Annotated in this window: 10 protein-coding genes; 3 read left to right on the top strand and 7 right to left on the bottom strand. The window is 72.4% G+C overall.

The genetic code is table 11. The annotated features are described in order from the left end of the window. The 4 genes from RIN80_RS22625 to RIN80_RS22610 all read right to left on the bottom strand — a co-directional run. Nucleotides 1-885 (bottom strand): ABC transporter ATP-binding protein (locus RIN80_RS22625; protein WP_309097473.1); only part of this gene is annotated, 885 nt, incomplete at its 3' end. Nucleotides 886-1,040: 155 nt separating this feature from the next. Continuing rightward, complete coding sequence (locus RIN80_RS22620; RefSeq protein WP_309097472.1) at nt 1,041-1,799, bottom strand: NUDIX hydrolase; 759 nt, start codon at nt 1,797-1,799, stop codon at nt 1,041-1,043. Nucleotides 1,800-1,929: 130 nt separating this feature from the next. Beyond that, a complete protein-coding gene (locus tag RIN80_RS22615; protein ID WP_309097471.1) occupies nt 1,930-3,849 on the bottom strand; it encodes a glycogen debranching N-terminal domain-containing protein in 1,920 nt (639 codons plus the stop codon). A gap of 626 nt (nt 3,850-4,475) precedes the next feature. Next, nucleotides 4,476-6,434, bottom strand: a complete 1,959-nt coding sequence (locus tag RIN80_RS22610) for a DUF4192 family protein (RefSeq protein WP_309097470.1) — start codon at nt 6,432-6,434, stop codon at nt 4,476-4,478. Between the two features lie 141 nt (nt 6,435-6,575). On the opposite strand from RIN80_RS22610, the gene RIN80_RS22605 reads away from it, so the two are divergent. Continuing rightward, on the top strand, nt 6,576-8,741 hold the full coding sequence (locus tag RIN80_RS22605; RefSeq protein ID WP_309097469.1) for a RecQ family ATP-dependent DNA helicase: 2,166 nt from the start codon (nt 6,576-6,578) through the stop codon (nt 8,739-8,741). A 335-nt stretch (nt 8,742-9,076) separates the two neighbouring features. Then, nucleotides 9,077-9,691: a hypothetical protein gene (locus RIN80_RS22600; protein ID WP_309097468.1), complete on the top strand. Its 615-nt coding sequence runs from the start codon at nt 9,077-9,079 to the stop codon at nt 9,689-9,691. A gap of 292 nt (nt 9,692-9,983) precedes the next feature. Here RIN80_RS22600 and RIN80_RS22595 read toward each other — a convergent pair whose 3' ends face one another. The 3 genes from RIN80_RS22595 to RIN80_RS22585 form a co-directional block, all read right to left on the bottom strand. Further along, nucleotides 9,984-10,613 (bottom strand): hypothetical protein, encoded by a 630-nt coding sequence (locus tag RIN80_RS22595; protein WP_309097467.1) that lies wholly within the window; start codon nt 10,611-10,613, stop codon nt 9,984-9,986. A gap of 68 nt (nt 10,614-10,681) precedes the next feature. After that, nucleotides 10,682-11,383 (bottom strand): ribonuclease HII, encoded by a 702-nt coding sequence (locus tag RIN80_RS22590; protein ID WP_309097466.1) that lies wholly within the window; start codon nt 11,381-11,383, stop codon nt 10,682-10,684. Between the two features lie 81 nt (nt 11,384-11,464). Then, on the bottom strand, nt 11,465-12,082 hold the full coding sequence (locus RIN80_RS22585; protein WP_309097465.1) for a TetR/AcrR family transcriptional regulator: 618 nt from the start codon (nt 12,080-12,082) through the stop codon (nt 11,465-11,467). A 187-nt stretch (nt 12,083-12,269) separates the two neighbouring features. Between RIN80_RS22585 and RIN80_RS22580 the strand changes: the two genes are divergently transcribed. Next, complete coding sequence (locus RIN80_RS22580) at nt 12,270-13,820, top strand: MFS transporter (protein ID WP_309097464.1); 1,551 nt, start codon at nt 12,270-12,272, stop codon at nt 13,818-13,820. Nucleotides 13,821-13,968: the final 148 nt, after the last annotated feature.

Raw genomic sequence — 13,968 nt, 5'->3', positions numbered from 1 at the left:
TCCCGCGCCAGGTCCCATGTCGCCGATCTCGTCGGCGAGTTGATGGACGACGATGCCGTGACGGAACGCGGTCTCCCCGACGTCCGCGCAGGTACTGCCGTACACGGACAGGCGGTTGCCGCCCTCGCGTACGACTTCGACGGAGCGCTGCGCGGTACGGGCCTGCTTGGTCAGGAGGGCTGCGAGACGGGCCGCGTGCGGGCTGCGTACGGCGACCCGGGGACGCAGTCGGGTCCGCGAGAAGTCCGCTGCCTCCTGGTCGGCCACGACCCTGCCCTGCTCCAGGGTGACGACGCGGTCGGCCGTGCGGGCGGCCTCCTTGGGGTCGGCCGTGGTGAACAGGACGGTGCCGCCCTGCGCCGCGTGGGCCCGCAGCATGCCGTGCAGCCAGTTGCCCTCCCGCGTGGAGAGCCCGTCGGCGGGGCCGTCGAGGACGAGGGTGTGCGGGTCGGCCAGGAGGACGCAGGCCAGGCCGAGTCGGCGGTCCATACCGCGGGAGAGGGTGCCGAGACGCTCCTCGCGCAGGCTCACGAGCCCGACCGCCTCGAGGACTTCGTCGGCACGCCGGACCGGCACCCCAGCTGCTGCGCACAGCATGCGCAGATGACCGCGGACCGTCCGCGCCGGGTGACCCGGCACGTCCCCGAGCAGGACGCCGACCTCGCGGGAGGGATGAGCGATGCGGTGCAGGGGCCGGCCCCGGAAGTAGGTGATCCCACGGCCCTGTTGAAGCTCCAGCATGAGTCTGAGGACCGTCGTCTTCCCGGCGCCCGGGGCACCGAGCAGCGCGGTGACACGGCCCGCTCGCGCCTGGAAGGAGACGTCGTCGGCCGCGGGCGGCAGCTCTTTGCGGGGGTTGCTGGTCAGTCCGAAGGCCTCGATCACCCGCAGCAAGATAGCGCGCTATGTCCGTTTTTTCGGGCATCCGGCTGCTCTTGACGGCCTGCCCCAGCACGACGGGGCAACCTCGCCCGGGCCCTTGACGGGCGTCGTCGCAGGCTCGTGACCCCGATGTCGTTCGTGAGAGTCCGCTCCCGCGATCACACCTCGGGGCGCAGCATCGGGGGATTGAGCAGAGTCGCCCCACCCGCACGGAACAACTGCGCCGGGCGACCGCCCTGTCGGGTGGTCGTCCCGCCGGTGGGGACGAGGAAACCCGGTGTGCCCGTCACCTTGCGGTGGAAGTTGCGGGGGTCGAGCGCCACGCCCCACACCGCCTCGTAGACGCGGCGCAGCTCCCCCACCGTGAACTCTGACGGGCAAAAAGCCGTGGCCAGCGACGAGTACTCGATCTTGGAGCGGGCGCGTTCGACCCCGTCCGCCAGGATCTGCGCGTGGTCGAAGGCCAGCGGCGCGACCGGCTCGGTGTCCCGTCCGTATCCGCCCTGCTGCAGCAGTTCCTCGACCGGAGCCCAGCGGGCGTTGCTGGCGTCACCGCCTGCCCTCGGTGCGGGCAGGTCGGGTGCGAGGGCGAGGTGCGCGACGCTGACGACCCGCATCCGGGGGTCCCGCTTGGGGTCGCCGTAGGTGGCGAGCTGCTCCAGATGTGCACCGTTGTCCTGGGCGGGGACGGCCGGGTCGTGGACACGCAGCCCGGTCTCCTCGGCGAGCTCGCGTGCCGCCGCCTGCGCCAAGTCCTCGTCGGCCCGCACGAAACCGCCGGGGAGCGCCCACCGGCCCTGGAACGGCGGTTCGCCCCTGCGTACCGCCAGCGCACACAGGGCATGGCGGCGCACGGTCAGCACGACCAGGTCCACGGTGACGGCGAAGGGCGGAAACGCTGACGGGTCGTAGGGCATGCCGCGATCATAGTCGTCTGCCTGACGATAAACACTCCCTTCGCCGGTCGCTTCGCTTACTGATCCACTTGCTTACGGAATGGCTCGACCGTCTGTGCCGGGAGGTCCGGAAATGACAGGTCGTGGCAGGTCACACCCCCAGTTGCAGTCCGTCGGCCGCCTCTTCGACCATGGCGAGGCCCAGTCGGCTGACCCGCACGGAGAACGGCTCACCGGCCACCCGCAGTCCGGTGAAGCCGATCTCGCCGAGGGGTGCGCCGCGCACGGGCCGCAGGGTGACCGTCCCGGCCGGGGCGTCGGGGCGGATGCCGGCGAGAGTGGTCAGCAGCAGCACCCCGGCGGCAGCCGCGGTGGCGGCGGGGCGGCAGGCCGCCGGGTGCGGGAGCGGGGCGCCCCCCTCCGTGCGCTGCTCCCCCGCGTACATCTCGGGCAGGCGGTGGTCGAAGGCCGCGGCGGCCGCGAGGGCGCCGTGCAGCAGCGACGTCGCCTCCCTCTCGTAGCCGGCGGCGGCCAGTCCCGCGACGGCGAGCGCCGTCTCCTGGACCCGTACGGCCCCGGCGCGGTGCCCGAACGGATTAAAACCCCGTTCCTTCGCACCGAGTCCGCGCAGGCCCCAGCCCGAGTCCATGACCGGGCTGCCGAGCAACCGGGCGAGGTGCTCGGTTCGCACCTTGTCGAGCAGCCCGGGCGCCATGGCTCCCCCGCCCAGCAGGCCGGTGTCGAGGAGGTGGGCCGCGGCCGAGCTGAGATGTGGCACGGGTCTGCCGTCCGGCGCGCGGGCCACCGCAGGCCTTCCGCCGCCCAGGTCATCCACCCAGAAGTCCTCGCGGAACGCGGTCCTCAAGGCCTGTGCCCACTGTCTGAGCCCGTCCCCGCCCGTGCGTCCGCAGGCGTCGAGCAGGTCGGCACCGAGCAGCGCGGCCCGGTGGGCGTGTGCCTGTGTCTCGCAGCGGGTGAGACCGCCGGAGTGCGGGTCGCGCAGGTACGGGTCGTCGCCCACCGTGGTCCGCAGCCAGGTCAGGCACCGTTCGGCGGCGGGCAGCAGAGCCGCCGTCTCCTGCTCGGAGAGACCCCAGCGGCGGGCCTCGGCGAGCAGGGCCGGGAAGAGCAGCGTGGCCTCCGTGCCGGTGCACTGCGGCGGTAGGAACGGACCGGCGTCCCGTCTCGGGCCGGGGATCATCCCGACCTGCGGTCCTGCGCCGGTGAGTTGGGTGCGGGCGAGGATGCGCAGTGTCCCCGCGGCCAAGCCGGTGCCGAGAGGCAGGACCATGCGGGCGGCGACGAGCGCGTCGGCCGGGGCCAAACCGCAGCGCCAGGGCGCTCCTGCCGCGAGATGGGTGTCGGCGGGGTGGGCGGAGTCCCGCAGCAGGAGGGACTGGAGGTCCTGGATGCTCGTCCGCAGCAGGGCGGCGGCTGTGGGATCGTCGCCCTCCGCGTGTGCCGCGGCCAGGGGGCTGGTCGCCGCGCGGCCCACCGCTCGGAGGGGACCCGCGCCGTCCGGCCGCACCCGCAGTTCCACGCTTCTGCTGCCGCCCGGCGGCAGGTCCAGCTCCCAGCGCAGCAGCCCGGCCGAGGCGACGGCGTCCGAGGGAGGCGGTTCGGCCGTGACGGACGCGTTGCCGGTGGCGCAGGACCATCGCAGGCCCGAGGCATGGACGCTGGGGGGAAGTTCGGGACCCGCGTTGCCGGAGGCGATCGCCCCGAGGTCGGCGAGGTCCGAGCCCAGGGCCACCTCGACCGGCAGGCGCAGCGGCCGGGAAGCCGCGCTGTGCAGGGTGATCCGCTCGGTGCCGTCCGCGTAACGGTTGCGCTCCACGACCACGTCCGGGTCCGGTCCCGCCTGCGGGGACGTGCGAAGCGTGCCCACGAAACGAGCCCGGTCGGCGGCGATCATCCGGGCCTGCACCGCGAGGGGCTCCCGTCCGGCCACGCGGATCTCGCACCGGGAGAGCACGCGTCGGCCGGCACGGTAGAACCCCTCCAGTCCCTGCCCGGTCAGCTGCCCTGCGTCCGTCGAGATGGCCAGGCCGGGAAGGGCGACACAGATCATCGCCGTGTGGGCGGGGGGCAGGTCCGCGGACCAGCGCAGTCCGGGGATGGTCGCTCCCCGGGGAGGTGGTGCTTGCCCCGTGGGATTCGGGGCCCGGCCCTGGGCCGAGGGTGGTGAGAGGGGCGAGGGCGAGCCGCAATCCGAGGCGGAACGTGGCCGACGGTCCGGCCCCGTCCGCCGGGAGGACGGTCGGCCCCGCCCCGCCGCAGAGGGCGGGCTCGACTCCGGGCCCGTGAGAGGTGAGGCGTGGGCAGCGCCGCCCGGGAATCGGGACCCGAAGCCGTCGACCCGGGCAGCGGGGCGCGGAGGCGCGTCGGCCTCACCCGGCGACGGTGTGTCCGGCCCTGGTTGCGCTCCGGACGCAGGCTCGGATTCGGCGGGCGGCGCGGGCATGCCCGGGGAGTGACGGTCGTCGGCGGCGGAGGGCGGAGTCGGCTGATGCATGGGAGGGCTTCCTCTGCGCTCTGTGGGCCTCGATCGGGTTCGGTGCCGGAGGGCTCCGACGGGGCAGGGGCAGTGCGGCGTCGCGGCCGGTCCGGGCGTTCCGCCACTCAGGTGAACGGTGGGGACGTCGTCGGAGTCACGCCCGCGCCCCGGCCCCTTGCCCGCCCGGGTCGCCCGGGGCCTCACTCCTCCCCCTCCGCGGTGTCGGGACGGGTGCCGTCCTGTCCCGTGTCCCGGCTGGGCAGGGCCGCTTCGTGCGACCGACGAGCACGCGTGCCGCCCGCATGCGCGGCCTCGGGTCGCCCGGTGTTCCGCGATGCCGCGCGGCCGGGGCGCGTGGCAGCTTCGGCAGCACCGGCAGGGCGCGTGGGGCCTGTCGGCGTACGCCGGTGGGACGCTCGCGGGCTCGGATCACGGTCGGCTGCGCGGGAACGACCGGGGGACGCGCCGACAGAACGCGGGCGGCGGCGACGGCGAGGGCTCGCCGTGTCGCGCACGGGGGCGGAGTCGGCCCGGGGTGGACCTTCCTCCGTCTCCGAAGCGACCGCTACGGCGTCCGAATCGGCCGGTAGGGCTTTCAAGCCGGCTGCTTGAGCTTGCGATCCGGCCGGGCCTGCCTTCGAACCGACCGCTCGAGCTTCGGAACCGACTCGTCCAGCTTCCGAGCCGGCTGCTTGAACTCCCGAGCCGACTCCTCCAGCGTCCGAACCGACCGCTTGAACCTCCGAACCAGCCTGCTCAGGCGCCGAACCGACCGCCTGAACCATCGAAGCGGCCCGCCCAGTCGCCAAACCGGCCGTTTGAGACTCCTGGACCGCCCCCCGCGCAGGCAAGCCCTCGGCCCGAACACCGGCCCCCGGGGCCACAGCCCGCCCGCGCCCTGCTCGCTCCGCCCGCAGGCAGCGGCGAATCGACTCCGGCTCGAGCCCTTCGTTGCAGGCCTGGTGCAGCAGCCGGGCGAAAAGGTAGTCGGGGTCCGCACCCAGAGCCATGGCCAGGGCTTCTCGTGCCTCCAGTTCGTCGCCGGTGGACCATGCGACCCAGCCGGCGAGGGTGAGCGGAGCGGCGGCGTGTTCACCGTAGGGCCCGACGCACCGGCGGGCCAGGGTCCGCCAGAGGCGCAGGGCGAATGCGGCCTCGTCGCCCTCCATCCACTCGGCCGCTCGGTCACGGGTCGAACGGTCCTGGAGACCGAGGATCAGCCGGGCGGCCTCGTCGTGCCCGATCAGTTCGTCGTCGCGAAGGTCGGCCAGGAGCATGCCGGAGACGGGCTCCGCCCCGGCCAGGCGGTCCAGCATCCGCTGGGCCAGGTCGAGCGTCTCGGCGGCTACCTCGTCGCGGCCTGCCTCGTCCAGGATGCGCGGGACGAGCGCCATGCTCGCGGCGTCCAGAGCAGCCTCCTGGTCGAGGGCTGCCGCGATCTCCCATGGCTGCAGCCGGGCGCGCAGTTCCTTCAGCGTGCCGCGGACCTGGATTCCGGCGTAGGCGGCTGCGGCGGCGAGCACGGAGGTGCCGGGCAGACCCATCGGCGCGCCTTCGGGGGAGCAGCAGACCGGGTTGTCGCAGCAGTACGACCAGTAGCGCCCTTCCGAGATGCACAGGGCCTCGACCACCACCACGTCGAGCGAACCGCACTCGACGCGCAGCCGCTGGGCCAGGGGCCTCAGCCGCTCCATGACCTGGCGCCCGGTCCGGCCCTCCCCCGGCTCCTGGCACAGGAAGGCCACCATGGACTCGGGACGGGCTCCTCTGCGCTCGCTGCCCTTCACCAGGCCGTGTGCCAGTTGCCGGGCGGCGGAGGGCCAGTCGTCCTCGTGGGCGGGGATGCCGAGCCGGGCCCGGCCCCCGAACCGGCCTCGGCCGTCCTTGTCGTGCAGGGCGACGAGGACGATGCTGTCCTCCGGCCGGTATCCGAGCAGGTAGGGCAGGGCGTCGGCCAGTTCGGCCGGGGTGCGCAGAGTGACCTGGTGCTCGCCGCCGTGACTGCCGTATGCCTGGCCGGGGACGCGCGGTCCGGGCGGGCCGTCCGCCCTCTTCTCCTGTCCGCTCTCCCGTCCTTCCGCTGCGGGAGCACCGTGTGCCCCGGACGCGCCAATGTCGCCGTTTTCAGATGATCCAGTCGTTTCGCCGTGGTTCGTCATGCGAAGACGATCTCGCGGAATTCAAAGCTCCGCTTTGCCCTGTGGATAACTTCGATCAGGGACACGTCACCGAGCGCGACGCGGTGTCACTGTCCACAGGCACCGCGCCCGCTGTCACCGCCGTCCTGTTGTATGGGACGCATGGAGCACACGAGCAACGCGGATCTACGGGCGGCGGCCGACGCCGTCCTCACCCGTCTCGTCGGGGACGAATCGGGAGCGGCCCGGCTGCGTGAGGATCAGTGGCGGGCGATCGAGGCGCTGGTCGCCGACAGACGCCGGGCCCTGGTCGTCCAGCGCACAGGATGGGGCAAGTCCGCGGTGTACTTCGTGGCGACTTCGCTGTTGCGGGCGCGGGGCAGCGGTCCGACGGTGATCGTGTCCCCGCTGCTCGCGCTCATGCGGAACCAGGTCGAGGCGGCGGCTCGGGCCGGCATCCACGCCCGCACGATCAACTCCTCCAACACCGAGGAGTGGGAAGCCGTACAGGGCGAGATCGCCGCGGGCGAGGTCGACGTCCTGCTGGTCAGTCCCGAGCGGCTCAACAACCCGGATTTCCGGGACCAGGTGCTGCCCAGGCTGGCGGCCGCCACCGGGCTGCTGGTGGTGGACGAGGCCCACTGCATCTCCGACTGGGGGCACGACTTCCGGCCGGACTACCGCCGGCTGCGCACGATGCTCGCCGACCTGCCGCCCGGTGTGCCGGTGCTCGCGACCACCGCCACGGCCAACGCGCGCGTGACGGCCGATGTCGCCGAGCAGCTCGGCACGGGTGGCGGCTCGGACGCCCTCGTGCTGCGGGGTCCGCTGGACCGGGACAGCCTGAGTCTGAGCGTGCTGCGGCTGCCGGACGCCGCGCACCGGATGGCGTGGCTCGCCGAGCACCTCGACGACCTGCCGGGCTCCGGGATCATCTACACGCTCACGGTGGCCGCCGCCGAGGAGGTCACCGCCTTCCTCAGGCAACGCGGACACACGGTCTCGTCGTACACGGGCAAGACGGAGAACGCCGATCGCCAGCAGGCCGAGGAGGACCTGCTCGCCAACAAGGTGAAGGCGCTGGTCGCCACCTCGGCACTCGGCATGGGGTTCGACAAGCCCGACCTGGGCTTCGTGGTGCACCTCGGCTCGCCCTCCTCCCCCATCGCCTACTACCAGCAGGTGGGACGCGCGGGGCGCGGCGTCGCGCACGCCGAGGTGCTCCTGCTGCCGGGGAAGGAGGACGAGGCGATCTGGAAGTACTTCGCGTCGCTCGCCTTCCCCTCGGAGGACCTGGTGCGGCGCACGCTCGACGTCCTCGCCCGTGCGGACAAACCGCTGTCGCTGCCCGCGCTGGAACCTCTGGTGGAGCTGCGCCGCTCCCGCCTGGAGACGATGCTCAAGGTCCTGGACGTGGACGGCGCGGTCAAACGGGTCAAGGGTGGCTGGATCGCGACCGGGCAGCCGTGGACCTACGACGCCGAGCGCTACGCGTGGGTGGCCCGCCAGCGAGAGGCCGAACAGCAGGCCATGCGCGCGTACGCGTCGACGACCGACTGCCGCATGGAGTTCCTGCAGCGCCAGCTGGACGACGAGGCCGCCAAGCCGTGCGGCCGCTGTGACAACTGCGCGGGGCCGCGCTTCACCGCCGACACGTCGGTGGAGGCGCTCGACGCCGCACGCGTCGACCTGGGACGCGCGGGCGTGGAGGTGGAACCCCGCCGAATGTGGCCGACCGGCCTGCCGGCGATCGGCGTGGACCTCAAGGGACGCATCCCGGCCGGGGAACAGGCCGCACCGGGACGGGCCTTGGGTCGCCTGTCGGACATCGGCTGGGGCAACCGGCTCCGGCCCCTGCTCGCGCCGCAGGCACCTGACGAGCCGGTACCGGACGACGTGGCGAAGGCCGTGGTGGACGTCCTGGCCGACTGGGCCAGGGGCCCCGGCGGCTGGGCCTCGGGGTCTTCGGACGCCCCGCCGCGCCCGGTCGGGGTGGTCACCGTGGCGTCCCGCACCCGGCCCCGGCTGATCCACTCCCTCGGAGCGCGTATCGCGGAGGTCGGCCGGCTGCCACTCCTGGGCGCGGTCGAGTACACGGGTGACACGCACTCGGGTCCCCGCAGCAACAGTGCCCAGCGGCTGAAGGCGCTCGACGGGGCTCTGACCGTGCCGGACGCTCTGGCTTCCGTCCTCGCCGAGGCGCAGGGTCCGGTCCTCCTGGTGGACGACTACACGGAGACCGGCTGGACCCTCGCGGTCGCCGCCCGTCTGCTCCGACGCTCCGGCGCCCAGGAGGTGTTGCCGCTGGTGCTGGCCGTCCAGGGCTGACGGAGCCGACCGTCCCCGGCGCGGGCGCAGGGCCGCCGGTCCCGCGCCTCCTCGCGCACGCCTCTGGACGCCGCACGCCCCCGTGACGTACGAACGTGTCGTGCTCGAACGCCCCATGGGTGGCTCGGCGGCACACGGGGTGGGGATATTAGCCGCGCATCATCTGATAACGGTCGGCTGCCTCAATTGCTCGTTGCCGCATTCAAGTTCGACAGGAAGAATTGAGGTCCGCTCCCCGCACGGCTCGTCCGCCGCTCGGTAGGGCTTCCCTGCGGTGCGCGCTCCCAGGAATCCGACCCCGCCCGCAGTGTGGGCGCGTAGCCGAAGGGAGGACCGTGACCTTCGGATTCGCTCCGGCCTCGGCAGCGGCGTCGGCATCCGCCGCTTCCGCCAACCGCCTGCTCGAACCCGCGGAATGGGCCGCTGCGGGTATCCCCCTGCTGCGCAGCCCCCGCGAGGTGGTCAGCGGACTGCACGCCCGGCACCATCCGCAGCCGGCGACCGCTGTCATCGCCGTGCTCGACCCGGACGAGCGGCTGCGGGCGAGTGCCTCGTTCGTCCGCCGTCCGGCCCCGGCCGACGGCTGGATGTTCCGCAACGTGCTGCTGGCGCAGTTGCGCCGCATCATCCCGCACGACCTGCGGCGCCGCACACCGGTGCGCACCGCGGTGCTGCTGTACTGCCGTGAGGGCGACGCGCGTTGGACGGAGGAGGACGGCGCGTGGATGTGGGGTCTGCGCGACGCCTGCACCCTGCACGGACTGCGGTGCGGGGCGTACATCACGCTGACCCGTGACGGCTGGCAGGTCCTCGGTGAGGACCGCGGCGGACGCCGGCCGCACTCGGCCTCGGCGCCGGAGCCGTTCGCCACGTCGGAGACGCCGCCACCGCAGCCGCGCACCGGTGGCGCGGCCTCCGAGATACTGCGCCGAGCGGCGGCGGCTCGCTGAGGCCCCGCCCAAGCGCTCGCGCCCGGGGCCGGGTCCCGCGCCGCGTTACACCACGGCCCTATGCCTGCCCGGCTCTCGCGCAGGCACGCCGAACGACACGACGACACCTGGGCACGCCACGACGGCGACCGGACTCTGGCCGTGGCCGACCGACCCGATCCGCGGGACAGCGGCCACCCTCGACGCCAAGGCGCTCCGTTCGCAAGGCAGGTTGAACCGCCCGCCGTGCGAGGGCCGCCGAAGCGGCGCCGGAGTCAGTCGCCGGCGCCCTGACGGATTCTGTGGCTCCGGCTCAGACGCCCGCGCCGAGCACCGCGTTGATCCGCTGCGGGTCTCCGCAGACGATCAGCAGGGCGTTGGCACGGGAATGGGCCAGGGCCAACGCGCTTGCGGCCGCGGCCTCGGAACCACCGTTGACGGCGACGACGACCACCGGGCGCGACGCGGCGCGGGCTGCGACGGTGGCGTCCGTGTAGAAGACGTCGTCGCGGGCGTCGTGCTGGGCCCAGTAGGAGGCTTCGCCGAACGACAGCTCATGGGTGGCCCACGGGTGCTGTTCGCCGGTCGTGATCACCAGGACATCGCCGGGGGCACGGCCGGAGTCCAGCAGCAGGTCCACGGCCTCCTCGGCGGCGTCGAGCGCGCCTTCCACGGAAGCCGGGATCAGCTGGATCTGCGGCGCGGCCGGGGCGGCGGCACCGGCGTCGGGGCCCGACGGAGCGGGCTTGGCGGCCACGTCACGCGGGGTTCGCTGTACCGGCGGCGCGGGCCGGAGAGGCCCGGGACGACCGGGACGCGACGGAGCCGCGGGACGGGGGCCGGGTACGGGACGGGGGGTCGGCGCGGTGCGGCCGCTGGCCGGAGTGGCGCGGGGACCCTGGGCGCTCTCGTGAATCTGAGGCTCCTCGGGAATGAGAGGCATGGGTTGATATTTATCAAACGTTGGTACGGCCCGCGTCGGCGGGTGGCGCATGCGTGCGAGCGAAACCGTCAGAAATCGAAGCCCAGCTGACCCTCGATTTCCGGAACACTTCCGTCCGCCCAGCTGCGGGCCTTCTTGAGGTGCCGCCACTGGGGCAGCGCATCAAGATACGCCCACGACAAGCGGTGGTAGGGGGTGGGGCCCCGCTCCGCCAGTGCGGCCTTGTGCACGGGTGATGGATACCCGGCGTTGTCCGCAAAACCGAAGTCTGCATGGTCGATACCCAGTTCGGCCATCATTTTGTCGCGCTGAACCTTGGCGATCACCGAGGCCGCAGCGACCGCAACGCACGACTGGTCGCCCTTGATCACCGTACGGACCCGCCAGGGCGCCCCGAGATAGTCGTGCTTGCCGTCGAGGATGACGGCGTCGGGACGGACCGGCAGGGCGTTCAGTGCACGCTCGGCCGCGAGCCGCAGAGCGGCGGTCATGCCCAGATCGTCTATCTCCTCGGGGGAGGCATGCCCCAGGGCGTACGACGTCACCCACGTCCGCAGCGTCTCCGCGAGTTCGGTGCGTCGCTTGATGGTGAGCAACTTCGAGTCCGTGAGGCCCTCGGGCGGTCGGCGCAGTCCGGTGATCGCCGCGCAGACGGTGACGGGACCGGCCCACGCGCCGCGCCCCACCTCGTCGACACCTGCAACGATCTTCGCTCCGGTCGTGGCTCGAAGGGAGCGCTCGACGGTGTGAGTAGGCGGTTCGTACGGCATGGCGCCCCTAGATTACGCCGCCCCGAACCGCCCGCGACACCCCGGCCCGCCTTACGGCGTCGGGGCCCTCACCGACTCGTGTCAGGAACCGTCCGGCCGGAGCAGCGGAACCATCAACTGGTCGATCATCTCCTCGACTTGATCGTCCTGCCATTCGCAGCCGCACATCTTGGAGCGGTACATCATCATGGCCGGGATGGCGTCGAAGACATAACCGTTGGCAGCGTCGGGGCGCACCTCACCTCTCGCGATGCCACGCTCGATCACTTCCCGGAGCATCCTGATGGTGGGCTCCACGACGCCCTCGAAGATGACGGCATGGAAACGCTCGGCCTGAGTCGTGTCGCATTCGTGAATCACCGAGCGAAGGGCGAAACCGGGACGGGAGAACATCGCGTCGCGGGCGCGCAGGCACAGCGCCAGGAGATCCTCACGCACGCCTCCCTCGTCGGGCGCCTCGTCGAACTCCGGCAGGCCCGCGCGCAGGGCGTCGGCGACGAGGTCCTCCTTGGAGGGCCAGCGCCGGTAGACCGCGGCCTTGCCGGTCTGGGCGCCGGCGGCGACACCTTCCATCGTCAGGCCGTTCCAGCCGACGGTGCTGAGTTGGTCCAGCGCGGCATCGAGGATCGCGCGTTCGAGCACGGCACCGCGGCGGCGGGCCGTCTGAGCGGGGGCATCCGCCCAGCTCGGGGTAACCATCGGACTCTCTCCAACGAGCAGTGGAAGCGGGGATTCCGGGGATGGGGGGCGCGCCACACGGCACCGCAGGGGGATGTGCCGAACGACGCCGCCCTAAGTGAACGCTTGCGTTCACTGTCGGGGACTCACTACCGTTGACGCGACAGTGAACGCGAGCGTTCACTACGCCTCTCGTGGGGGATCCATAGTGACAACCTCTCCATTGCTCCAGGACCAGAAGAAACCAGGTGCGGCCCGCCGGGAGGGACACCCCGGCATCGCTCTCGCGGTCATCGCGGCCTGCCAACTCATGGTGGTACTCGACGCGACGATTGTGAACATCGCGCTCCCGCACATTCAAGACGCGCTCCAGTTCAGCACCACCGACCTCACTTGGGTCGTCAGCTCCTACACGCTCACCTTCGGCGGTCTGCTGCTCCTGGGCGGCCGCGCCGGTGACATTCTCGGCCGCCGCCGGGTCTTCATGACCGGCATCCTGCTGTTCACCCTCGCCTCGCTGCTCGGCGGGTTCGCGCAGGAACCCTGGCAGTTGCTGGCCGCACGCGTCCTGCAGGGCGTGGGAGGCGCGATCGCGTCTCCCACGTCGCTGGCGCTCATCACCACCACGTTCCCCGAAGGGCCGGAGCGCAACCGGGCCTTCGGCGTCTTCGCCGCCGTCTCCGCCGGCGGCGGTGCCATCGGTCTGCTCGCGGGCGGCATGCTCACCGAGTGGCTGGACTGGCGCTGGGTGCTCTTCGTGAACGTGCCGATCGGCATTCTGATCGCTGTCCTCACCCCGCTGTACATCGGCGAGTCCGAGCGGCACTCCGGCCGCTTCGACATCGCGGGCGCGGTGACCTCGACCGCGGGCATGGCATCCCTCGTCTACGGCTTCATACGCGCGGCGGACGAGGGCTGGCGGGACAACCTCACCATCGGATCGTTCGCTGCCGCGGTGGTCCTGCTCGTCGCGTTCGCGATCATCGAGTCGCGAGCCAAGGAGCCGATCACCCCACTGCGCATGTTCGCCGACCGCAACCGCTCGGGCACCTACGTGATCATGCTCAGTCTGGCCGCGGCGATGTTCGGGATGTTCTTCTACATCGTGCTGTTCGTGCAGAACGTGCTCGGGTACACCCCGATCGAGGCAGGGCTGGCCTTCCTCCCCGTGACGGTCGTGATCGCGCTGGGCGCCGGTCTGTCCCAGCGGTTCCTGCCCGTGCTGGGTCCCAAGCCCTTCATGGTCGTGGGCTCGATGCTCGCGATGATCGGGCTGGCCTGGCAGGCCCTCATCAGCTCGGACAGCTCGTACGTCGGAGGTGTCCTCGGCCCGATGCTGGTGTTCGGCTTCGGCATGGGGCTGAACTTCGTCACGCTGACGCTCACCGCCGTCTCCGGCGTGGCCCAGCACGAGGCGGGTGCCGCGTCCGGGCTGCTCAACACCACGCAGCAGGTGGGCGGAGCGCTGGGCCTGTCCATCCTGACGACGGTCTTCGGCACGGCGACCAGGGACGAGGCGGAGAAGCAGCTTCCGCAGTTCATGGCCGAGGGCTCCGCTCAGCAGAAGGCCGAGTTCGCCAGCACCCATCAGCTGCCGGCGCCCTGGGGACACGAGGTACTGGCCCAGGGCATCTCCGCGGCATTCGTCCCGGCCGCCGCGATGGCCGTCCTGGCCGTCGTCACGGCCTGGCTGGTGATTCAGGTCCGCAAGAGCGACCTGGAGGCCCTGGCCGGCTCGGCCGGGCCGGGCGTCGGGTGACGCGAGGCCGTCACGAACCGGCCTCGGCGGCTCGCCGGCAGGACCCACGCAGGCCTGCCGGCGGCTGTCGGGCCGGTTCGCGGCCCGCCCCGTCCCGGGACGGCCAACGACAGCGCCCCAGCAGTGGAGCAGAACCGCGAGCATCGCC

Source organism: Streptomyces sp. (assembly GCF_031181705.1).
Classification (GTDB): Bacteria; Actinomycetota; Actinomycetes; order Streptomycetales; family Streptomycetaceae; genus Streptomyces.
Note: the sequence above shows the minus strand (reverse complement) of the source record. Positions and strands in the feature narration are given on the sequence as shown.

Excerpts from the sequence above, each read along its gene's own strand:
- RIN80_RS22610 (WP_309097470.1), bottom strand. The coding sequence starts at position 6,434 with ATGACGAACCACGGCGAAACGACTGGATCATCTGAAAACGGCGACATT.
- RIN80_RS22620 (WP_309097472.1), bottom strand. The coding sequence starts at position 1,799 with ATGCCCTACGACCCGTCAGCGTTTCCGCCCTTCGCCGTCACCGTGGAC.
- RIN80_RS22605 (WP_309097469.1), top strand. The coding sequence starts at position 6,576 with ATGGAGCACACGAGCAACGCGGATCTACGGGCGGCGGCCGACGCCGTC.
- RIN80_RS22615 (WP_309097471.1), bottom strand. The coding sequence starts at position 3,849 with ATGATCTGTGTCGCCCTTCCCGGCCTGGCCATCTCGACGGACGCAGGG.
- RIN80_RS22590 (WP_309097466.1), bottom strand. The coding sequence starts at position 11,383 with ATGCCGTACGAACCGCCTACTCACACCGTCGAGCGCTCCCTTCGAGCC.
- RIN80_RS22595 (WP_309097467.1), bottom strand. The coding sequence starts at position 10,613 with ATGCCTCTCATTCCCGAGGAGCCTCAGATTCACGAGAGCGCCCAGGGT.
- RIN80_RS22585 (WP_309097465.1), bottom strand. The coding sequence starts at position 12,082 with ATGGTTACCCCGAGCTGGGCGGATGCCCCCGCTCAGACGGCCCGCCGC.